The sequence below is a fragment of the Methylobacterium frigidaeris genome (assembly GCF_022179185.1).
In the GTDB taxonomy this organism is placed as follows: domain Bacteria; phylum Pseudomonadota; class Alphaproteobacteria; order Rhizobiales; family Beijerinckiaceae; genus Methylobacterium; species Methylobacterium frigidaeris.
Genome location: NZ_BPQJ01000009.1, coordinates 132,540 through 154,289, shown reverse-complemented (window position 1 = coordinate 154,289; position 21,750 = coordinate 132,540). Strand labels below are relative to the sequence as shown.

Here is a 21,750-nt window from a genome sequence, read left to right as displayed (position 1 = left end):
TAGCCCCTTACAGAAGTGAGGTCTCAGCCAGCCTCGCGCAACCACGCCTTCGGCTCGCGGCCGCGCGGCTGGTGCGCGCCGAGCGCGCGGCAGAGGTCGGCCATCGCCGACAGGCTGTGGATCGGCCGGAAATCATCGACATGGGGCAGCATCGCCCGGATGCCGCTGGCGCGGGCGGAAAACCCCTCGAAGCGCAGGAGCGGGTTGAGCCAGACCAGGCGCCGGCACGAGCGCCGCAGGCGGTCCATCTCGTGGGTCAGCTCCGGCGTCACCTCGCGCTCGAGCCCGTCGGTGAACAGCAGCACCACCGCGCCGCCCCCGAGCACCCGGCGCGACCAGTGCCGGTTGAACAGATGCAGCGCCTCGGCGATGCGGGTGCCGCCCTCCCAGTCCTGCGCCCGGGCGCTGGCGCGAGCGAGCGCCTCGTCGGGGTCGCGGCGGGCGAGTTCCCGCGTGATGTTGGTGAGCCGCGTCGCGAAGACGAAGCTGTGCACCCGGCGTTGCTCGGAGAGGGCGTGCAGGAAGTGCAGGAACAGGCGGGAATACTCCGCCATCGAGCCGGAGATGTCGCAGAGCGCCACGATCGGCGGCGGCCGCTCACGCGGTGCCCGGAAGGCGAGATCGATGGCGCCGCCCGCCCGCACCGTGCGCTGAAAGCTGCGCCGTGGGTCGATGCGCCCGCGCGGACGCGCCTCGAACCGCCGGGTCCGGGTCGCGTCGTCGGGGAGCCGAAGCCCTGCGATGAGACGGCGAGCCTGGGCGACCTCATCGGTGCTCATCTGGGCGAAGTCCTTGGCCTTCAGCACCTCGGCCTGGGACACCGACAGGGTGACGGTGGTGAGATCCTCCTCGGTGACCTTCGGCTTCGGTCGCTCGGTCTTGGGCGACAGGGCTTCCTGCACCCGGAGCGCGCCGGCATTCGGCGGCTTCGGCGCTGCCTTGTCGGGGGCGACCGGCGACATCTGGGCGATCATCTTCTCGATGAGGTCTCGCCGGCGCCAAAAGAGCCGGAAGGCTTCGGCGAACAGGGCCGAGTGCTCGTGGCGGCGCACCAGCACGGCGTGCAGGGTCCAGTAGAAGTCCTCACGGCTACCGATGGCGGCGGCCTCGACCGCCTCGACGGCGTCGATCACGTCGCCGGGCCCGACCGGCACGCCGGCGGCGCGCAGGGCTCTTGCGAAGTAGGCGATGTTGTCGGGAAGCCGGCCGGAGCCCGCGGGGCTTTCGCTCATCCGGCGGAGGATCTCACCTCGTCGAGCAGCGCCTTGGCGCGCCCGCCCTGCATCGCCTGGATGTCGTCCTGGTACTTCAGCAGCACGCCGAGCGTATCGATGACGAGGGTGGGATCGAGGGCGACAGCGTCGAGTTCGACCAGGGCCGTCGCCCAATCGAGCGTTTCGGCGACGCCCGGCGCCTTGAACAGGTCCTCCTTGCGGATCGCCTGCACGAAGGCGACCACGTCCCGCGACAAAGCCTCCGGCGCGTTCGGCAGGCGGGTGCGCAGGATCTGCAGTTCGCGCTCCGCGTCCGGGTAGTCGACCCAGTGATAGAGGCAGCGGCGCTTGAGGGCGTCGTGGATCTCGCGGGTGCGGTTCGAGGTCAGGATCACCAGAGGCGGCTCGGGCGCGCGGATCGTTCCGAGTTCGGGGATCGTGACCTGGAAGTCCGACAGCACTTCGAGCAGGAAGGCCTCGAAGGCCTCGTCGGTGCGATCCAGCTCGTCGATCAGCAGCACCGGCGCCCCGCCCTCTCCCGGCTCCAGCGCCTGGAGCAGCGGCCGGCGGATCAGGTAGCGCTCGGAGAACAGTTCGGATTCGAGCCGTTCGCGATCCACCGCGCCGCCGGCCTCGGCCAGCCGGATCGCCATCATCTGCCCGGCATAGTTCCACTCGTAGACGGCGGCCGCGACGTCGAGCCCCTCGTAGCATTGCAGCCGGATCAGTGGCCGGCCGAGGGACTTCGCCAGCACCTTGGCGATCTCGGTCTTGCCGACCCCGGCCTCCCCTTCCAGGAAGAGTGGCCGCTGCAGCTTGAGCGACAGGAACACCACGGTGGAGAGCGCCCGGTCGGCGACGTAGCCGGCGGAGGAGAGCAGCGCCTGGGTGGCGTCGATGGAGGTGGGGAGATTCGAGGAAGACAGTGTCATTCGGCGGAGGCTGCGTCTCGCGGGTCGGGGGTGGCTTCCGCCGGGCGTCGTTTCTTCGACAATGAATATTGGAGCGGAACGCCGCCGATCAAACCCTCCCCCCTCTGCGGGGGAGAGTGCCCGGCGGATGCCGGGCGGGACAGGGGACGCCGCTTTCGGACAGGGCACGGCCGCGGTGACGGGCGCCCTCTGGATCAGCGTCGCGCTGCTCCTCTCGGCGGGACGCAGTCCCGCTCTGCCCGCTCCGTTCGCCACCCTCCCCCGCGGGGGGGGAGGGTTGAGCGCAGGGACCTACCGGTCCGCCGCCTTCTGCACCGCGCGGCGGGCCATCACGCCGATCAGGTGCGCCCGGTAGGCGGCATCCGCATGGATGTCGCTGTTGAGCCCGCCCGCCGAGGGCGACATCCCTTCGAGCGACTTCGCGGCGAAGCGCTTGCCCAACGCCTCCTCGGCCTCGGTCCAGCGGAACACGCCGTTCGAGCCGGCTCCCGTCACCGTGACGCGGATGTCGCTCGGGCGCTTGGCCACGAACACGCCGACGAGGGCGTAGCGCGAGGCCGGGTTGCGGAATTTCTCGTAGGCCGCCTTGTGCGGGATCGGGAACGAGACGCCGGTCACGATCTCGCCCTCCTCCAGAGCGGTCTCGAACAGGCCGGTGAAGAACTCCTCCGCGGCGAGCTTGCGCTTGTTGGTGCTGATCGTGGCGCCGAGCGCCAAGCACGCCGCCGGGTAATCCGCCGCCGGGTCGTTGTTGGCGACCGAGCCGCCGATCGTGCCGCGGTGGCGCACCGCCGGGTCGCCGATGAGCGCGGCCAGCTCGGCGAGCGCCGGGATCGCTTCCTTCACATCCGCCGAGTCGGCCACCGCGCCGTGAGTGGTCATCGCCCCGATGGTGATCGAGCGCGGGCTGCGCTCGATGCCGACGAGGTCCGGCACCTTGCCGAGGTCGATCAGCGTGCCCGGGGCGGCGAGGCGCTGCTTCATCGTCGGGATCAGGGTGTGGCCGCCGGCGACGAGCTTGGCGTCCTCGCCGGCGAGCAGGCTCACGGCTTCCTTGAGGCTGGTCGGCTGGTGGTAGGCGAAAGCGTACATGGGATCTCTCCAGAATTACTCAGCAGCTTCCGGGCGCAGGTGGGGGCTCGCCTGCGCGGCCCGCCACACCGCCAAAGGCGTGGCCGGCATCGCGATGTTCTCGTGGCCGAGCGCGTCGGTGAGAGCGTTCATCACCGCCGCCGGGGCGGCGATGGCGCCGGCCTCGCCGCAGCCCTTGATGCCGAGCGGATTCGACGGGCACGGCGTCACCGTCATCCCGACCTCGAAGGAGGGCAGGTCCTCCGCCCGCGGCATGCGGTAATCCATGAAGCTCGCGGTGACGAGCTGCCCGTCGGAATCGTAGAGCGCGCCCTCGAACAAGGCCTGGCCGACGCCCTGCGCGATGCCGCCATGGACCTGGCCCTCGACGATCATCGGGTTGATGACGTTGCCGAAGTCATCCACGGCTGTGAAGCGCTCGATCGTGACGACTCCCGTATCGGGATCGACCTCGAGCTCGCAGATGTGCATCCCGGCCGGGAAGGTGAAGTTGGTGGGGTCGTAGAACGCCCCCTCCTTCAGCCCCGGCTCGAGCTGGGCGCCGCTGAACTTGTGGGCGACGTAGGCTTGCAATGCCACCTCGCCGAAGGCCAGCGACTTGTCGGTGCCAGCGACCGAGAAGCGGCCGTCCTTGAACTCGATGTCGTCCTCGCCCGCTTCCAGCGCGTAGGCCGCGACCTTGCGGCCCTTGGCGACCACCTTGTCGATCGCCTTGGCGATGGCCGACATGCCGACCGCGCCGGAGCGCGAGCCGTAGGTGCCCATGCCGAACTGCACCTTGTCGGTGTCGCCGTGCACGATGGTGACGCTCTCGATCGGCACGCCGAGCCGGTCGGAGACGAGCTGGGCGAAGGTGGTCTCGTGGCCCTGGCCGTGGCTGTGCGAGCCGGTCAGCACCTCGATCGAGCCGGTCGGGTTCACCCGCACCTCGGCCGATTCCCACAGGCCCACGCCGGCGCCGAGGGAACCCACCGCCTGCGACGGGGCGATGCCGCAGGCCTCGATGTAGGACGAGTAGCCGATACCCCGCAGCTTGCCGTTGCGGGCGCTCTCGCGCCGGCGGCGGGGAAAGCCCTTGTGGTCGGCGATCTCCAGCGCCTTGTCGAGCGAGGCGGAGTAATCGCCGCCATCGTACATCATGATGACGGGCGTCTGGTGCGGGAAGCTCTTGACGTAGTTCTTGCGCCGGAACTTCGCCGGGTCCTGGTTCAGCTCGCGGGCCGCGACCTCGACCAGCCGCTCGATGACGAAGGTCGCCTCCGGCCGCCCGGCGCCGCGATAGGCATCGACCGGGGCAGTGTTGGTGTAGACCCCGTCCACCTCGCAGTAGATCGCCGGGATGTTGTACTGACCCGACAGCAGCGGCGCGTAGAGGTAGGTCGGCACCGACGACGAGAAGGTCGACAGGTAGGCGCCGAGATTGGCGATGGTGTGGACCTTGAGCGCCAGAATCTTGCCGCCCTCGTCCATCGCGAGTTCGGCGTGGGTGACGTGGTCGCGGCCATGCGCGTCGCACAGGAAGGCCTCGGTGCGGTCGCTGGTCCACTTCACCGGCCGGCCGACCTTCTTCGCCGCCCAGACGCAGACCGTCTCCTCGGCGTAGATGAAGATCTTCGAGCCGAAGCCGCCGCCGACGTCGGGCGCCACCACCCGCAGCTTGTTCTCCGGCGCGATGCCGATGAAGGCGGAGAGCACGAGCCGCGCGACGTGCGGGTTCTGGCTCGTGGTGTAGAGGGTGAAGGCTTCTTCGGCCTCGTCGTACTCGCCGACGGCGGCGCGGGGCTCGATCGGGTTCGGCACCAGCCGGTTGTTGACGATGTCGAGCTTTGTCACGTGCGCCGCGCGGGCGAAGGCCGCCTCGACGTCGGCCTGGTTGCCGAGGTGCCAGTTGAACACGGTGTTGTCGGGGGCGACGTCGTGGACGACGGTGCTGGCGCCCGCCGCCTTCGCGGTCTCGACCACCGCCGGCAGGACATCGTAATCGACCGAGATCGCCTCGGCGGCATCCTTGGCCTGGGCCAGGGTCTCGGCGATCACGACGGCGACGTGGTCGCCGACATAGCGCACCTTGCCCTGCGCCAGCGCCGGATGCGCCCCGGCCTTCATCGGCGTGCCGTCCTTGGAATGGATCATCCAGCCGCAGATCAGGCCGCCGACCTTGTCGGCCGCCAGGTCGTCGCCGGTCAGGATCCCGACCACGCCCGGCATCGCGGCGGCGGCCGAGGTGTCGATGCCGCGGATCTCGGCGTGGGCGTGCGGCGAACGCAGGAAGGTGGCGTAGGCCTGGCCCGGACGGTTGTAGTCGTCGACGTAGCGGCCCTTGCCGGTGATGAAGCGCTGGTCTTCCTTGCGGCGCACCGAGGCGCCGATGCCGGTGGCGGTCATGTGCGTGTCTCTCCCGGATCTGGCCTCACGGGCCGGCGCGTCGGGGTTCGAGGCCGGCCTCGGTCTGGTGGCGTGTTGTTTTTGGTCCGGATGGCGCGGACGATTTTGATTGAAGCGCGGGGTGTGAACCCTCCCCCCTCTGCGGGGGAGGGTGGCGAGCTGAGCGAGCCGGGAGACGGGACGGCGCTTCCGGAAAGGTCGCCACCGTGGTGACGGGCGCCACCTGGATCAGCGTCGCGCTGCCCCTCTCCCGGTCCCTGCTGACGCAGGGACCGCCCTCTCCCGCAGGGGGGAGGGTTTCAGGATGGTGCTACTCCGCCGCGACCTTCTGCGGCTCGCTCGCCATGTTCTCGGCGCCCGCCGCGATGGCCTTCACGATGTTGTGGTAGCCGGTGCAGCGGCAGATGTTGCCTTCCAGCTCGTGCCGGATGGTGTGCTCGTCGAGGGTATTGCCCTTGCGGCGCACCAGGTCCACGGCGGTCATGATCATGCCGGGGGTGCAGTAGCCGCACTGGAGGCCGTGATGCTCGCGGAAGGCCGCCTGCATCGGATGCAGCTCGCCGCCGGAGGCCAGGCCCTCGATGGTGGTGACGGACCGGCCGTCGCACTGCACCGCCAGCACGGTGCAGGCCTTGATCGCCTCGCCGTCGAGATGGACGACGCAGGCGCCGCACTGGCTGGTGTCGCAGCCGACATGGGTGCCGGTGAGGCGAAGGTTCTCGCGCAGGTACTGCACCAGCAGCGTGCGCGGATCGATGTCGGCGGTCACGGCCTTGCCGTTCACCGTCAGGCTGACAGCGCTCATGGGTGACGTCCTCCTCCTGGCCCAGGACACCTTTGGCCGAAGACCCGCGGGTCCTGTCTGTCGGACCCTGTCGCTCGTGGTGGCCGGGCCGGCCGTGCCTCTCTGGAATCGCTCGAATTCAAGTGTCAACCGGCCGGAAGCGCCGGTCAAGGCGCGGCGCTCCGACTTTTTGGCGCGGAAACCGGCCGTTTTCGACCGGTTTCCGGCATCCTGCCCATTCGCCTCGCAACAAGTTGATCGTGAACGATCGAAGCGCTCGGCTCAGGCGGCGGTGGTCTCGCCCGCGACGCCGTTCCCCTGGACCTCCTTGGCGAAGGTGTCGAAGAAATTGTCGGCGTACTTCTTGGCCACACCGTTGATCAGGCGGCCGCCGAGCTGGGCAAGCTTGCCGCCGACGCTGGCCTCGACGTCGTAGGTCATCTTGGTCTGGCCGTCCTCGGCCGGCTCCAGCCGCACCACGGCGCCGCCCTTGGCGAAGCCCGCGACGCCGCCCTGGCCCTCGCCGGTGATGCGGTAGCCGTTCGGCGGGTCGATATCGGTGAGCGTCACCTTGCCCTTGAAGGTCGCCTTCACGGGGCCGACCGCGATCTTGGCCGAGGCTTGCAGCTCGTTGTCCCCCACTTTCTCCAGGGTCTCGCAACCCGGGATGCAGCGCTTGAGCACCTCCGGGTCGTTGAGCTTCTCCCACACGGTCTGCTGGTCGGCCGGCAGCAGCACCTCGCCGGTCATCGTCATCGCCATGGCGGCGCTCCTCCCTCTTGTGTGAAATGGGCTTCGCCGGAAGGGTAGCGGAGCCGTAGCGTCGCGGCCAGCAGGGCTTTCGCACACCCGCCCGGCAACCCCGGATTGTCGAGTGGTGCGGTGCTTGCTAAGCCTCACGCCAAGGGACGGTCGTGACACCTGGACGACGGGGCGCGCGCGGCCAGGGAGGCACGGGCCAACAGCCCGCGAACGGAGAACGTGACCGCATGGAGGTCTTCGCGCAGCAGCTCATCAACGGGCTGACGCTGGGGTCGATCTACGGCCTCATCGCCATCGGTTACACGATGGTGTTCGGCATCATCGGCATGATCAACTTCGCCCATGGCGACGTGTTCATGCTCTCGGCCTTCATCGCGCTGATCACCTTCCTGATCGTCACGACCTGGCTCGGCATCTCGTCGATCGCGCTGGCCCTGCTGATCGTGCTGATCTGCGCGATGGTGCTCACCGCCCTGTGGGGCTGGGCGATCGAGCGCATCGCTTATCGCCCCTTGCGCGGCTCGTTCCGCCTAGCGCCGCTGATCTCGGCGATCGGCGTCTCGATCTTCCTGTCGAACTTCGTCCAGGTGGTGCAGGGCGCCCGCAACAAGCCGACGCCGCCGATGATGCGCGAGGTGATCACGCTGTGGACCGGCGACAACGGCTACGCCGTGGCGCTCTCCTACAAGCAGATCATCATCATGCTGACCACGGTCGTGCTGCTCGCCGGGTTCTGGTACCTGGTGCAGAAGACGCCGCTCGGCCGGGCCCAGCGCGCCTGCGAGCAGGACCGCAAGATGGCCGCCCTGCTGGGCATCGACGTCGACCGCACCATCTCGCTCACCTTCGTGCTCGGCGCGGCGCTGGCCGCGGTCGCCGGCACCATGTACCTCCTCTATTACGGCGTGGTCTCGTTCGCCGACGGCTTCACGCCCGGCGTGAAGGCCTTCACGGCGGCGGTGCTCGGGGGCATCGGCAGCCTGCCCGGGGCGGTGCTCGGCGGTCTCCTCATCGGCCTCGTCGAGACCTTCTGGTCGGCGTATTTCTCCATCGAGTACAAGGACGTGGCGGCTTTCTCGATCCTCGCGATCGTGCTCATCTTCATGCCGTCCGGCATCCTGGGCCGGCCCGAGGTCGAGAAGGTCTGATGGCGAACCCGGCCAATACCCTGGCGGCCACACCCGCCGCCGACCGCGCCGCCCACGACATGGCGGCGATCGTCAAGGACGCAGCGCTGTTCGCGCTCGTCACCTTCGGCCTCTGCGTGCCGATCGTCGCCTTCCGCACCGACCTCAGCCAGACCTCCGCCCTCGACCTCGTGCCGCGCTGGGGTCTCGTCGCGATCCTCTGCGGGATCGTCTTCGTCGCGCGGCTGGCACAGCGGCTGATCCTCGCCAACCGCGACGCCCGTCGGGCGCTCACGCCCGCGCCGACCCAGGCGACGGAGGCGGTCGACGCGACGCCGAACGCCTCGCAGACGATGTCGGGCTACGCGCTGCCGGCCTTCCTCGGGGTGACCCTGGCCTTTCCCCTCCTGGCGGTGCTCGGCACCGGGGGCCTCGGCGAATCGCGCTACTGGATCGACCTCGGCATCCTGATCCTCACCTACGTGATGCTGGGCTGGGGCCTCAACATCGTGGTCGGCCTCGCGGGCCTGCTCGATCTCGGCTACGTCGCGTTCTACGCCGTCGGCGCCTATTCCTACGCGCTCCTGTCCACGGTGTTCGGCCTGTCGTTCTGGGTCTGCCTGCCGCTCGCCGGCCTGTTCGCGGGCCTGTGGGGCATGGTGCTGGGCTTTCCGGTCCTTCGCCTGCGCGGCGACTACCTCGCCATCGTGACGCTGGCCTTCGGCGAGATCATCCGCCTGGTACTCATCAACTGGACCGACTTCTCCGGCGGTGCCGCCGGCATCTCGTCGATCCCCCGCGCAACCTTCTTCGGCATCCCGTTCACGGCGGACGAGGACGGGTTCGCGGCGAAGTTCGGGCTCGATTTCAGCCCGATGCACCGGGTGATCTTCCTCTACTACCTGATCCTGGCGCTGGCGCTCATCACCAACGGCGTGACGCTCCGCTTGCGCCGCCTGCCGATCGGCCGGGCCTGGGAGGCGCTGCGCGAGGACGAGATCGCCTGCCGCTCGCTCGGCATCAACACCACCAACACCAAGCTCACGGCCTTCGCGCTCGGCGCGATGTTCGGGGGCTTCGCCGGCTCGTTCTTTGCCGTGCGCCAGGGCTTCGTCAGCCCGGAGAGCTTCAACTTCCTCGAGAGCGCGATCATTCTGGCGATCGTGGTGCTCGGCGGCATGGGCTCGCAGATCGGCGTCGCGATCGCGGCGGTCGCGATGGTCGGCGGGCCGGAGCTGCTACGCAACCTCGGCTTCCTCAAGGCGGTGTTCGGCGATAGCTTCGACCCGAGCGAGTACCGCCTGCTCCTGTTCGGCCTCGCCATGGTGATCATGATGATCTGGCGTCCCCGCGGCCTGATCTCGGAGCGTGCGCCCTCGATCGTGCTCAAGGAGCGCAAGCGCATCTCGGGCTCGCTCGTGAAGGAGGGCCACGGCTGATGGCTGACGCCTTCGCCTCCCCCCGCATGGCCGATCCCGTGCTCACGGTCAACCACGTCACCATGCGCTTCGGCGGCCTCGTCGCCGTCAACGACCTGTCGTTCCGGGTCGGCCGGGGCGACATCACGGCGCTGATCGGCCCGAACGGTGCCGGCAAGACCACGGTCTTCAACTGCATCACCGGCTTCTACAAGCCGACCGAAGGCATGATGACCCTGCGCCACCGCGACGGCGCCGAGTTCCTGCTGGAGCAGCTGCCCGGATACGCCGTGAACCGGCGCGCGCACGTCGCCCGCACCTTCCAGAACATCCGCCTGTTCACCGGCATGACCGTGCTGGAGAACCTACTGGTGGCCCAGCACAATCCCCTGATGCTGGCCTCCGGCTTCACCATCGCGGGGCTGCTGGGCCTGCCGTCCTATCGGCGGGCCGAGACGGCCGCGGTCGAGAAGGCGAAGGCGTGGCTGGAGCGCATCCACCTGATGCACCGCGCCGACGATCCGGCGGGCGCCCTGCCCTACGGCGACCAGCGCCGGCTCGAGATCGCCCGTGCGATGTGCACCGATCCGGTCCTGCTCTGCCTCGACGAGCCGGCGGCCGGCCTCAACCCGCGGGAATCGTTGCTGCTCAACGACCTCCTGCGGGCGATCCGCGACGACCACGACACCTCGGTCCTGCTGATCGAACACGACATGTCGGTGGTGATGGAGATCTCCGACCACGTCGTGGTGCTCGATTACGGCACCAAGATCGCCGACGGCACCCCGGCGGAGATCCAGAGCGACCAGAGCGTGATCGCCGCCTATCTCGGCGTCGAGGACGACGAGGTGGAGCAGGTCGAGGCGGAGGTGGGGGTATGACCTGGACGACCTGGGCCGCCTTCGCGGCCTCCTCGGCGATCCTGCTGGTGATCCCGGGCCCGACGATCCTGCTCGTCGTGTCCTACGCCATCGGCAGCGGCCTGCGCGCCGCCCTGCCGGCGGCGATCGGCGTCGCGCTCGGCGACCTCACCGCCATGACCTTGTCGCTCCTCGGCCTCGGCGCGCTGCTCGCCACCTCGGCCACCCTGTTCACGGTGCTGAAGTGGTGCGGCGCCGCCTACCTGGTCTGGCTCGGCATCAAGCTGTGGCGGGCCGGGGCGCAGGTCCAGGCCGCCCCGCGCTCCGGCGCGCCGGCCCTGCGGATGGTCGCCCATTCCTGGCTCGTCACCACGCTCAACCCGAAGAGCCTGACCTTCTTCGTCGCCTTCCTGCCGCAGTTCCTCGATCCGCAAGGGGATCTCTTGACCCAGATGGTGGTGTTCGAGGCGACCTTCGTCGCCCTGGCCTTCCTCAATGCCTTCGCTTACGCCGTGGCGGCCTCGCAGGCCCGCGGGTTCTTCGCCCGCCCTGCCCGGGTGCGGCTGATGAACCGCCTCGGCGGCAGCCTCCTCATCGGCGCCGGCGTGGCCGCCGCCCGGAGCACGCCGTGAGCGTCGCCGGCATCAACGTCCTCAAGGACGAGACCCGCGCCCGGGAATCCGGCTCCCGGGCCCCGCTCCTCACGGTACGCGGGGTGAAGACCTATTACGGCAACATCATCGCGCTCAAGGGCGTCGATCTCGACGTCAACGAGGGCGAGATCGTCACGCTGATCGGCGCCAACGGCGCCGGCAAGTCGACCCTGATGATGACGATCTTCGGCTCCCCGCGGGCGCGCGAGGGCACCATCACCTATGCGGGCCGGGACATCACGAAGATGCCGACCCACGAGATCGCCCGCCTCAACCTGGCGCAGTCGCCGGAGGGGCGGCGGATCTTCCCGCGCATGACCGTCTACGAGAACCTGCAGATGGGGGCGGCCGTCAACGGCGGCGCCCATTTCGAGCAGGACCTGGAGCGGGTCTGCGCGATGTTCCCGCGGCTCAAGGAGCGGCTCTACCAGCGCGGCGGCACGATGTCGGGCGGCGAGCAGCAGATGCTGGCGATCGCCCGCGCCCTGATGAGCCGGCCGCGGCTCCTGCTCCTCGACGAGCCGTCGCTCGGCCTCGCGCCGCTCATCGTCAAGCAGATCTTCTCCGCCATCAAGGAGCTGAACGAGCGCGACGGCATGACGGTCTTCCTCGTCGAGCAGAATGCCTACCATGCCCTGAAGCTGGCGCATCGTGGCTACGTCATGGTGACGGGCACGATCACGATGTCGGGCACCGGCAAGCAGCTCCTCGACGACCCGTCGGTGAAGGCCGCCTATCTCGAAGGGGGACGGCACTGATGCAGGGGATCCTCTACGAGGAGAGCACGATCTGGCTCTTCCTCCTCGTCACCGTGGTGATGGGCGGCTGGATGGCCTGGATGATCGGGCGCGGTATCGCGCTCGGCTGGAAGCCGTACTGGCAGGCGGTGCTGTCGCTGCTGCTGCTCGGCGTCGCCGTGCGCTTCATCCACCACGCCCTGTTCGAGGGCACGTTCGTGTCGCCGCACTACTACGTGGTCGACACGATCGTGCTCCTGATCATCGGCTCGGCGGGCTACCGCGCGACCCGCGCCCGGCAGATGACGACGCAGTATCGCTGGCTCTACGAGCGCAGCGGTCCGCTGACCTGGCGGGCGAAGGCGGGAGCCTGACCCCCCTGCCCTGCGCCCCGAGACGGGTGCAGGATGCACGATCGTCCGGGGCCCGTCCGCCCCGGCGCACAGATCCGGGGTCCCCACGCCCCGGTCTCCCGGCCGAAAGGGCCCGCGAGCCCAACACCCGTGTCGACTCAGAGGAGTACAGAGATGAAGCGCACGCTACTGGCCGGCTTCGCCCTCGCGGCCGGCCTCGCCTGGGCCGGATCGGCGCAGGCCCAGATCAAGCTCGGCGTCGCCGGCCCGATCACCGGCGCCAACGCCGCCTTCGGCGCCCAGCTCAAGAACGGCGCCGAGCAGGCCGTCGCCGACATCAACAAGGCCGGCGGCATCAACGGTCAGAAGATCGTTCTGGTCATCGGCGACGACGCCTCCGACCCGAAGCAGGGCGTCTCGGTCGCCAACAAGTTCGCCGCCGAGGGCGTGAAGGCCGTGGTCGGCCACTTCAACTCCGGCGTCTCGATCCCGGCCTCCGACGTCTACGCCGAGTCCGGCATCGTCGAGATCACCCCGGCCTCGACCAACCCGAAATATACCGACCGCAAGCTGTGGAACACCTTCCGCACCTGCGGCCGCGACGACCAGCAGGGTGCGGTCGCCGGTACCTGGCTCGCCGAGAAGTTCAAGGGCAAGAACATCGCCTTCGTCCACGACAAGACCCCCTACGGCCGCGGCCTCGCCGACGAGACCCTGAAGACCCTGAAGGCCAAGGGCGGCAAGGACGTGCTGTTCGAGGGCATCAACCCGGGCGAGAAGGATTATTCGGCCCTCGTCTCGAAGCTGAAGCAAGCCAAGGCCGACGTGGTCTATTACGGCGGCCTGCACACCGAGGCCGGCCTGATCGTGCGCCAGATGCGGGACCAGGGCCTCAACGCCCCGCTGATGAGCGGCGACGGCATCACCGACAAGGAATTCGCCCAGATCGCCGGCCCGGGCGCCGACGGCACGCTGATGACCTTCTCGCCGGATGCCCGCAAGAACCCCAACGCCAAGGACGTGGTCGCGGCCTTCAAGGCCAAGAACATCGACCCCGAGGCCTACACCCTCTACTCCTACGCCGCCGTGCAGATCCTGAAGGATGCCATGGAGGCCACCAAGTCGACCGACGGCAAGAAGGTGGCGGCCTACATGCACGAGGGCAAGCCGTTCAAGACCGTGATCGGCGACATCTCCTACGACAAGAAGGGTGATATCACCCGTCCCGACTACGTGATGTACATGTGGAAGAAGGGCGGCGACGGCCGGATCGACTACACCGGCAACGAGCTGACCCAGTAACAGCCGGCATCGCCGAATCGGCCCGGCGCTTCGCGCGCCGGGCCTTTTTCCGTTGACGAAGCCGTGTGTTCGTCACCGGCCCGGCTTGCGCGTCCCATCGCCTCACCTTACATGCACAGCGAGCGTTACAAGGCCATCAGCGCGCCCGGCACCTCGGCCGAGCACCCGTACGGCCGGCCGCGTCGCGACCCAATGCTGACAATGTGCTCCCGGTGACGCCGACCGCGACGGCGACCCGGGTGGAGAGTGTGAATGGCGAAAGAAGAGTTGATGCAGTTCGACGGTCTCGTGCTCGAGATCCTGCCGGACGCACGGTACCGCGTGCAGCTCGACCAGGGCCACGAGATCGTGGCCTACACGGCCGGCAAGATGAAGAAGAACCGCATCAAGACTCTGGCCGGCGATCGGGTCACCGTCGAGATGTCGCCCTACGACCTGGAAAAGGGCCGTCTGGTGTTCCGCCACAAGGATGAGCGCTCCTCGGGCCCGCGCCCGCCGTTCCGCGGCGGCAGCCAGTTCCGCCGGCGCTGATCCTTCGCCACAAGACCTGTGTCTGCGCGGGGCTGGGGTGAGAACCCTGGCCTTTTGCGCGTCGAGAGAGGCCTGCCATGACCCGCCCCCTGGTGATCGCTCCCTCGATCCTCTCGGCCGACTTCGCGCGGCTCGGCGAGGAGGTCCGCGACGTGGTCGCGGCCGGGGCCGACTGGGTCCATATCGACGTGATGGACGGCCATTTCGTGCCCAACCTCACCTTCGGGCCCGTCGTGGTCAAGGCTTTGCGCCCGCACACCAAAGCCGTCTTCGACGTGCACCTGATGATCGCCCCGGCCGATCCGTACCTGGAGGCCTTCGCCGAGGCCGGTGCCGACATCATCACGGTTCATGCCGAGGCCGGCCCGCACCTGCACCGCTCGCTCCAGACCATTCGGTCGCTCGGCAAGAAGGCCGGCGTCGCGATCAACCCGGGCTCGCCGGCGAGCTTGGTCGAGCCGGTGCTCGACATGGTCGACCTCGTGCTCTGCATGACGGTCAATCCGGGCTTCGGCGGCCAGAGCTTCATCGGCTCGGTCTGCGAGACGGTGTCGCGCGTGCGCGCCATGACCGCCGGCCGCGACATCGACATCGAGGTCGATGGCGGCGTGACCCCGGAGACGGCGCCGGCCGTCGTGAAGGCGGGGGCCAACGCGCTGGTCGCGGGCTCCGCTACCTTCAAGGGCGGTCGCGAGGCCTATGCCGACAACATCGCGGCGATCCGCCGAGCGGCGGAAGGGGCGGCAGGGCAGTGGGTGTGAGGGCTGAGACGAGTTCCGGACATTTCTTTCGGAACTCGTCTCAGCAGCCCGCGCGGCGCCTGAGAGACGCCGATTTCCGCATTGCGAAGCAATGAATTGGGAATCGTATGAGACTCCGCAACGACCGCGTTGCGGAGTCCTGCTCTCATCCCGCCCACGAACCTCATCCTGGGTGTGGAGCGACCGCAGATCGCGGAATCTCGAAGCAGGGCTCAGAAGTCTCGTGATCCCCGGCTTCCTCGTTCGAGGATTGTCCGGTCGCACCTCGGAATGACGGCGCGAGCGGGAGAACCGGACGATGCGAGGGGAGCGCTCAATCGCATCACCTCGTATCAACGCCCGGCTGCGCGCCGGACGGCTCGGGAACGAGACTCGCGGGGATGGCACGGCGGTGCCGCCTCCGCGGCCATTCGCGCCGCCCGCCGGTCGAGCCGGGCGGCCGACCGGCGCAAGCTCGTCACGCCGAGCAGGGCGGCTCCACCGACCAGACAGGGCACCAGGACCAGGGCGTAGGTCGTCAGGCTCATCATCGCAGGGTCGTCAACGTCAGCCTCGCACCGAAGTGTAGACCAACGCCGAGCACGAACCAAACGACCATCAGCGCGAGGGCGGGCGCGGTGACGCGGCCCGTCGTCGCCATCGCGGCGGTGAGCGGAGCGACGATGCCCGTGATGGCGAAGCCCGCCGCCCCGATGTTCATCAGGTTCGCGGTCAGCTTCACCTGCTCGTTGTGGACGAGGATGTCGCGGGCGAGCTGGGCCCGCTCACGCTCCCCGTCCCGGTCCGGTTCACCCTGCCCTTCGGGTTGCAGCCCGCTCGCCATGCGCGATCCGGGCCCCGGTCACGGGCGGCCAGCTTTGGGATAGCCCCGCGGCGCCATCGCGCCGGCGGTCCCGCGATGGCCAACCCACTTCGCCAGCTCCTCGCCGGCCACGGTCCGGGTGCGCCCGGCGCTGTCGGGCCAGGTCAGCCCCTCGGCGAGGCGGAAGATCGTCACCGAATCGAGGGCGCCGTCGCGGTACTTCTGCAGCCGCACGCCCTTGCCGCGGACCATCTCGGGGATCTCGGCGAGCGGGAAGACCGTCATCAGGCGGTTGGTGCCGCAGACCGCGACGTGGTCACCCTCCCCCACCTCGACGACGAGGCTGGCCGTCGCCGGGTCGTCGAGGCCGATCACCTGCTTGCCCTTGCGGGTATTGGCGACGAGCCCGTCCGCCGGGGTGACGAAGCCGCGCCCGTCCGTGGTGGCGAGCAGGAGCTTCACGCCGGGCCTGTGCGCCCAGACGGTGACGATCTCCGAACCCTCGTCCATGTCGACCATCAGGCGGACCGGATCGCCGAAGCCGCGCCCGCCCGGGAGCTTGGCCGCCTCCAGGGTGAAGACCTTGCCGTTCGAGGCCAGCACCAGGATCTTGGCGGTGGTCTCCGTGGGGAAGCTCACCTTGAGGGTGTCGTCGCCCTTGAACTGGACGGCCGAGAGGTCGGCGACGTGGCCCTTGAGGGCCCGGATCCAACCCTTCTGCGACACGATCACGGTGATCGGCTCGCGCTCGACCATCGCCTCGGAGAAGTCGATGCCGGAGGTGTCGGGCGGGTTCTCGAGCGTGGTGCGGCGACGGCCGAGCGGGGTCTCGGGGCCGTAGGTCTTGCGCACCGCCCGGATCTGGGTCGCGATCGACTTCCACTGCTTGTCGTCGGAGCCGAGCAGGCCGTCGAGCTCGGCCTTCTCCCTGGTGAGCGCGTCGTGCTCGCGCTTCAGTTCCATCTCCTCCAGCTTGCGCAGCGAGCGCAGGCGGGTGTCGAGGATGGCGTTGGCCTGCAGCTCGGTCAGCTCGAAGACCCGCATCAGCTCGGCCTTCGGCTCGTCCTCCTCGCGGATGATCTGGATCACCCGGTCGAGGTCGAGATACACGATGAGCAGGCCGCCGAGGATTTCGAGCCGCCGCTCGATCTGGGCGAGGCGGTGGCGCGAGCGGCGCTGCAGCACGACCCGACGATGGTCGAGCCATTCACGCAGGGCCTCCGCCAGGCCGATCACCCGCGGCACCGTTCCGCCGACCAGCACGTTCATGTTGAGGGAGATGCGGCTCTCCAGCTCGGTGAGCCGGAACAGCGATTCCATCAGCACCACGGGATCGACGGTCCGCGAGCGCGGCTCCAGCACCACCCGCACGTCCTCGGCCGATTCGTCGCGCACGTCGGCCAGCAGCGGCAGCTTCTTTTCTTGCAGAAGCTCGGCCATCTTCTCGATCAGCCGCGCCTTCGGCACGCCGTAGGGGATCTCGGTGACGACGACGGCCCAGGTGCCGCGGCCGAGATCCTCCTTCTGCCAGCGTGCCCGCACCCGAAAGCCGCCGCGGCCGGTGCGGTAGGCCTCGGCGATCGAGGCCGCCGAATCGATCACGATGCCGCCGGTCGGGAAGTCCGGACCCTTGACGAAGGTGGTCAGCTGCTCGGAGGTCGCGGCCGGATGGGTGATGAGGTAGAGCGCGGCCTCGCACAGCTCCGCCACATTGTGCGGCGGGATCGAGGTCGCCATGCCGACGGCGATGCCCTGAGAGCCGTTGGCGAGCAGGTTCGGGAAGGCCGCCGGCAGGACGACCGGCTCCTCCTCCTGCCCGTCGTAGTTCGGGCGGAAATCGACCGCATCCTCGTCCATCCCCTCGAGGAGGAGGCGAGCGACCTCGGTCATCCGGCACTCGGTGTACCGCTGGGCCGCCGGGTTGTCGCCGTCGATGTTGCCGAAATTGCCCTGGCCATCGACCAGGGGATAGCGCTGGGCGAAGTCCTGGGCCAGGCGCACCAGGGCGTCGTAGACCGCGACGTCGCCGTGCGGGTGATACTTGCCGATCACGTCACCGACGACGCGGGCGCATTTCTTGTAGGCGCTGCCGGGATCGAGGCGCAGGAGCCGCATCGCGTGCAGGATACGCCGATGCACCGGCTTGAGGCCGTCGCGGGCATCGGGCAGCGCCCGGTGCATGATGGTCGAGAGCGCGTAGGCGAGGTAGCGCTCTTCCAGCGCCGCCTTCAAATCGACGTTCTCGATCCCGTCGCGGTCGGAGGGTGGCTCGAAGGGCTTTCCCATGGGCGGACGTCAACTCACGATTTCGGCGGTCTCAAGACGAGAACATAACACGAACATTCACCGATTGCCAGGAACGGATGGCAACCCGTCCGTGCATTCGGATGAGGCTCAACCCACCCCGGCGGTGCCGAGCGCGACGAAGCGCACCCGCTCCTCCGGCTCGGCGAGGTCGCGCGGACCCCAGATGTGCTGGTCGAGGAAATAACCCGTTAAGGTAAACCCTTGCTTGATCTCCCGCTCGGTCGGCACGTTGAGGCCGCGGCGGTCGGGTCGGTCGACCAGGAAGTCGGGGAGCGCCAGAAGCCGGTCGCGCCAGGGCTCACCGGCGGCGGCGCTGACGGCCCGCCCGCTCTTGGGCGACACGTAGGCCAGATATTCGTTGGTGCCGGTGGCCGCACAGGCCGAGAGGTCGAGGCCGAAGCCGAGCTCGGCCAGCATCGCGAGTTCGAAGCGCACCATCAGGGCGGGGGCTATGTCCGGCTCGTGCAGGTGCGCGATCAGCACCTTGGCGGCGGCGAACAGGGCCGGATGGGGATCGCGCTCGGGCAGGAGCCGCAACAGCCCGGCGGCGTAACCGATGCCGTAGAGGGCGAGACGCGAGCCGATCAGCCGGGCGCTGGCACTCTCGATCGGCTCGACCGCGTAGGCGCCCAAGCCCTCGTCGAGCCGCGCCCGCCACACCGCCCGCACCAGGTTGCCGGGCTGGAGCACCGGCTGCATCCGGCGCGAGCGCCCGCCATGGACGAGGCCGAGATGGCGGCCATGATCCGCCGTCATCAATTCGAGGACGACCCCGGTCTCGCCGTGCCGCCGCGCCCCGAGAACCAGCCCGTCATCCGTCCACTGCATGAGAGGGTAGATAGCCCCTCGGTGACCGGAACTGAACCGGCTTCGAGCCGGCTCCTAAGCCGGCGGAAGGGTCACAGCGAACCAGATCCTGGTGCCGCGCCCGGGCTCGCTCGCCACGCCGATCTGCCCGCCCATCAGCTCGACGAGGTGGCGGCAGATCACCAGGCCGAGGCCGCTGCCGCCGAAGCGGCGCCGGATCGATTCGTCGCCCTGGCCGAAGGGTACGAACAGCCGCTCCTGCTGCGCCGCCGACATGCCGATGCCGGTGTCGCTCACCGTGAACAGCAGCCGCCCTCCGCCGCCGCGGCCGAGATCCGGCCCCACCGCCAGGACCACCCGGCCCGCCGGCGTGAACTTCACCGCGTTGGTCAGCAGGTTGAGCAAAACCTGCCGCAGGCGTCCGACGTCGCCCATCACCAGGGTCGGGGTGACGGGATCCCGCCGCACCTCCACCGCCACGCCCTTGCGCGAGGCCGCGCCGCGGGCGACCGCCGCGGTGCCCTCCAGCAGGTCGGCGAGGAGGAAGGATTCCGGATCGAGGGCGACCTGGCCCGCCTCGATCTGCGCCACGTCGAGCACGTCGTCGACGACCCGGATCAGGATCTCGCCGGCTTCCTGGACGGCGGCGAGGTGGCGCAGGGTCTCGGGCTCGCGCGAGCGGCTGAGCATGAGCTCGGTGTAGCCGAGGACCGCGTTGAGGGGGTTGCGGATCTCGTGGCTCATCATCGCCAGGAAGTCCGATTTGGCGCGGTTGGCCTGCTCGGCCCCCTCCTTGGCGTTGGACAGAGCCTGCTCGGCCCGCTTGCGCGCGGTGATGTCGAGGGTGAGGCCGACGATGCGCCCGCTCAGGCCGTGCGCGTCGTCGAGGACGCGGCCGAGGCTCTGGATCCAGCGGGTGCCGCCATGCTCCGCCGTCACCCGCACGTCGACCGAGAACGGCGTGCGGGTGGTGACCGCCTTGGTGACGGCGTCCCACAGCATGGCGCGGTCGTCGGCATGGACCAGCCCGGTCCAGGCCGAGGAGGTGATGATGCAGGCCTGCGCCGAGAGGCCGTGCAGGCGCGCGCCCTCCGCCGAAAGGGAGAGCGCGCCGGTGCGCATGTTCCAGTCCCACAGGCCGACGCCGGCGGCCTTGTGGGTGAGGAGCAGCAGGTTGGTGGTGGCTTCCAGCGCCTGGTTGTCGGCGACCACGTCGTCGACGTCGGCGGCCGTCATCAGCCAGCCGGTGATGCCGGCGCCCTCGCGGATCGGCACCACGTCGGTCTGGTGCCAGTGCCAGCGCCCGCTGGTGTCGCGCAGGCGGATCGTGAGGTCGTAGGGCTGGCCCGACCGGATGGCGGAGTTGCGCGCCGCCGCCGCCCGGGTGCGGTCCTTCGGGTGGATCACGCTGTCCCAGCCGTCGGGCTCGCCGAGGCTGGTGCCGATCTCCCGCGCCGCCCGGTTGGCGAAGCGGACCACCCCGTCGCGGTCGAGCATCCAGACCTTCTGCGGCAACGCGTCGAGGATCAGGCGCGACGGCAGCCCGCTCATCCCCGGCTCGCTCTCCGGAAGCGCATGGCCGAGGGCATCGCCCGGTCCTTCGACCGGGATGCCCGCGATCGGATGCGCGGTCCGCGCCGTCATCAGCTCTCCTACGCCATCGCGTCGAGCGTGGGGGTGACCGGCACCCGCGCGGCGTTCCGGCGCGACCTCCGTCACGCCTCAGCCGCCGCCCGCGCCCAGCCGAATCGGGTAAATCCCGGATCCTGCCTCTGCTATCCTAACGACGCGATTTGTCCAAGAGCCTGTAGCCGTTTCCTAAAGCTTTCCTGGACAAAATCGCTATCGGCCATGATCTGCCAGAGCAGCATCGAAATCATTGCGGCACTTGTTGCCACGGGAGATCGAATAGGATGGCGCTCAGAAAGGAGGTGCCGCTGTACAGTCCTAAGTGGTAGGCCTACGGACGAGGACGCCGATAAGACAAGTAAATCGTGCTCTCGTCATCCAACCGATCTCTTGCAGCCGCGCTTCGGCGCGCACGTAGAAACCGCGCTTCGGCGCATGGATCGGGTTGGAGCCGCGCTTCAGCGCGCATGGACCGGGAGTTCGGGACAGGCCGCCGTCTGGAGCCGCGCGGCGATACGGTCCCGCGCTGCCGAATCGAGGCCGAGATGGACCCCGTCCGGCGACCGGCCCATGCCCGCCGCATCGCGCAGGTCCGCGAAGGCATCGACGAAGCGGCAGCCGGCCCGGGCGCATTCCTCCGACAGGATCGCCGAGTAGGCGGGCGCGGCGGCAACGTCGTAGAATTTCGTCACGCCGGGGCGGCCGGCATCGAAGGGCGGCACCGCGGTGGCGACGACGCGCCGAGCCCGGGGCACCAGGTCGGCGAACAGGGCGCGGGCTTCCGCCCGGAACTGCTCGGCCGCACCGAGCTGGCCGGAGCGCTGGCGCTGGGTGAGGTCGTTGGTGCCGATGGTCACCACGATGGCCTCCGGCGGCCGGGGCAACTCGAGCCAACCGGCCACCGCCCGCAGGCCGGAGATCCGCGTGCCGGCGATGGCGGCGTTCACGGCGGGATGGCCGCACAGCTCCGGCAGGTAAAGGCGCTCCATCTGCGAATCGCCGAGGAGCAGACCGTAGGGTCCGTCGATCTGCCTGAGTTCGCTGGAGACCGCGAAAGCCCGGGCCTCGCGGAAGGCCGCCACCCCCTGCCCGCCTCCGGTGCGCTGCCGGCTCACTGGGATCGCGGTGATCCCGGCCGCCAGGACGGCCGCGGTCAGGCCGATCCCGATCTTCGTTCTCGTCTGCACCCGTCCTCGCGTCCGATCCCGACGCCCCCCGACCGTACAAGCGCCGCCGTCCGCCGCGAGTCAATCGCCGACCTCGCCACCATCTCACGGGACATCCGGAGGTTATC

General features: G+C 69.2%; 21 protein-coding genes. 9 read left to right on the top strand and 12 right to left on the bottom strand.

The window, feature by feature from the left end; translation table 11 throughout:
* Positions 1–23: 23 nt before the first annotated feature.
* From MFF64_RS12165 to MFF64_RS12140, 6 genes are all read right to left on the bottom strand, one after another.
* Entirely contained in the window at positions 24–1,232 is a 1,209-nt protein-coding gene (locus MFF64_RS12165; protein WP_238190920.1) for a vWA domain-containing protein, read from the bottom strand.
* Entirely contained in the window at positions 1,229–2,146 is a 918-nt protein-coding gene (locus MFF64_RS12160) for an AAA family ATPase (RefSeq protein WP_238190918.1), read from the bottom strand. Before MFF64_RS12160 ends, MFF64_RS12165 begins: the two co-directional genes overlap by 4 nt.
* Before the next feature lie 291 nt (positions 2,147–2,437).
* Positions 2,438–3,238, bottom strand: coding sequence for an FAD binding domain-containing protein (locus MFF64_RS12155; RefSeq protein ID WP_238190916.1), 801 nt, complete (start codon positions 3,236–3,238; stop codon positions 2,438–2,440).
* A 15-nt stretch (positions 3,239–3,253) separates the two neighbouring features.
* A complete protein-coding gene (locus tag MFF64_RS12150; protein ID WP_238190915.1) occupies positions 3,254–5,623 on the bottom strand; it encodes a xanthine dehydrogenase family protein molybdopterin-binding subunit in 2,370 nt (789 codons plus the stop codon).
* Between the two features lie 310 nt (positions 5,624–5,933).
* Positions 5,934–6,428 carry a (2Fe-2S)-binding protein gene (locus tag MFF64_RS12145; protein WP_099904199.1) on the bottom strand — a complete coding sequence of 165 codons (495 nt, stop codon included), beginning with the start codon at positions 6,426–6,428 and terminating at the stop codon, positions 5,934–5,936.
* Between the two features lie 261 nt (positions 6,429–6,689).
* Positions 6,690–7,169: an SRPBCC family protein gene (locus MFF64_RS12140; protein ID WP_099904198.1), complete on the bottom strand. Its 480-nt coding sequence runs from the start codon at positions 7,167–7,169 to the stop codon at positions 6,690–6,692.
* 227 nt (positions 7,170–7,396) lie between these two features.
* Between MFF64_RS12140 and MFF64_RS12135 the strand changes: the two genes are divergently transcribed.
* The 9 genes from MFF64_RS12135 (at position 7,397) to rpe (ending at position 14,911) form a co-directional block, all read left to right on the top strand.
* On the top strand, positions 7,397–8,317 hold the full coding sequence (locus tag MFF64_RS12135; protein WP_099904196.1) for a branched-chain amino acid ABC transporter permease: 921 nt from the start codon (positions 7,397–7,399) through the stop codon (positions 8,315–8,317).
* Positions 8,317–9,735, top strand: a complete 1,419-nt coding sequence (gene livM / locus MFF64_RS12130; protein ID WP_238190905.1) for a high-affinity branched-chain amino acid ABC transporter permease LivM — start codon at positions 8,317–8,319, stop codon at positions 9,733–9,735. Before MFF64_RS12135 ends, livM begins: the two co-directional genes overlap by 1 nt.
* A complete protein-coding gene (locus MFF64_RS12125; protein WP_099902846.1) occupies positions 9,735–10,595 on the top strand; it encodes an ABC transporter ATP-binding protein in 861 nt (286 codons plus the stop codon). The genes livM and MFF64_RS12125 overlap by 1 nt, the downstream gene beginning before the upstream one ends.
* Positions 10,592–11,206 (top strand): LysE family translocator, encoded by a 615-nt coding sequence (locus tag MFF64_RS12120; RefSeq protein WP_099902844.1) that lies wholly within the window; start codon positions 10,592–10,594, stop codon positions 11,204–11,206. Before MFF64_RS12125 ends, MFF64_RS12120 begins: the two co-directional genes overlap by 4 nt.
* Positions 11,203–11,985 carry an ABC transporter ATP-binding protein gene (locus MFF64_RS12115; protein WP_099902842.1) on the top strand — a complete coding sequence of 261 codons (783 nt, stop codon included), beginning with the start codon at positions 11,203–11,205 and terminating at the stop codon, positions 11,983–11,985. The genes MFF64_RS12120 and MFF64_RS12115 overlap by 4 nt, the downstream gene beginning before the upstream one ends.
* Positions 11,985–12,338, top strand: coding sequence for a DUF6867 family protein (locus MFF64_RS12110; RefSeq protein WP_238190903.1), 354 nt, complete (start codon positions 11,985–11,987; stop codon positions 12,336–12,338). Before MFF64_RS12115 ends, MFF64_RS12110 begins: the two co-directional genes overlap by 1 nt.
* A 153-nt stretch (positions 12,339–12,491) precedes the next feature.
* Positions 12,492–13,619 carry a branched-chain amino acid ABC transporter substrate-binding protein gene (locus tag MFF64_RS12105; protein ID WP_099901093.1) on the top strand — a complete coding sequence of 376 codons (1,128 nt, stop codon included), beginning with the start codon at positions 12,492–12,494 and terminating at the stop codon, positions 13,617–13,619.
* Between the two features lie 252 nt (positions 13,620–13,871).
* Complete coding sequence (infA, locus tag MFF64_RS12100; RefSeq protein WP_048429304.1) at positions 13,872–14,150, top strand: translation initiation factor IF-1; 279 nt, start codon at positions 13,872–13,874, stop codon at positions 14,148–14,150.
* Positions 14,151–14,227: 77 nt separating this feature from the next.
* Entirely contained in the window at positions 14,228–14,911 is a 684-nt protein-coding gene (gene rpe / locus MFF64_RS12095) for a ribulose-phosphate 3-epimerase (protein WP_238190901.1), read from the top strand.
* Between the two features lie 332 nt (positions 14,912–15,243).
* Here rpe and MFF64_RS12090 read toward each other — a convergent pair whose 3' ends face one another.
* From MFF64_RS12090 to MFF64_RS12065, 6 genes are all read right to left on the bottom strand, one after another.
* Positions 15,244–15,441, bottom strand: coding sequence for a hypothetical protein (locus MFF64_RS12090; protein ID WP_238190899.1), 198 nt, complete (start codon positions 15,439–15,441; stop codon positions 15,244–15,246).
* A complete protein-coding gene (locus tag MFF64_RS12085; protein ID WP_099902646.1) occupies positions 15,438–15,734 on the bottom strand; it encodes a hypothetical protein in 297 nt (98 codons plus the stop codon). Before MFF64_RS12085 ends, MFF64_RS12090 begins: the two co-directional genes overlap by 4 nt.
* Positions 15,735–15,752: 18 nt before the next feature.
* Positions 15,753–17,999: a DNA topoisomerase IV subunit A gene (gene parC / locus MFF64_RS12080; protein WP_099902644.1), complete on the bottom strand. Its 2,247-nt coding sequence runs from the start codon at positions 17,997–17,999 to the stop codon at positions 15,753–15,755.
* Between the two features lie 108 nt (positions 18,000–18,107).
* A complete protein-coding gene (recO, locus tag MFF64_RS12075) occupies positions 18,108–18,848 on the bottom strand; it encodes a DNA repair protein RecO (RefSeq protein WP_238190897.1) in 741 nt (246 codons plus the stop codon).
* A gap of 54 nt (positions 18,849–18,902) precedes the next feature.
* Positions 18,903–20,471 (bottom strand): PAS domain-containing sensor histidine kinase, encoded by a 1,569-nt coding sequence (locus MFF64_RS12070; protein ID WP_099907885.1) that lies wholly within the window; start codon positions 20,469–20,471, stop codon positions 18,903–18,905.
* Between the two features lie 443 nt (positions 20,472–20,914).
* Positions 20,915–21,643 carry an SGNH/GDSL hydrolase family protein gene (locus MFF64_RS12065; protein WP_099907887.1) on the bottom strand — a complete coding sequence of 243 codons (729 nt, stop codon included), beginning with the start codon at positions 21,641–21,643 and terminating at the stop codon, positions 20,915–20,917.
* Positions 21,644–21,750 lie beyond the last annotated feature (107 nt).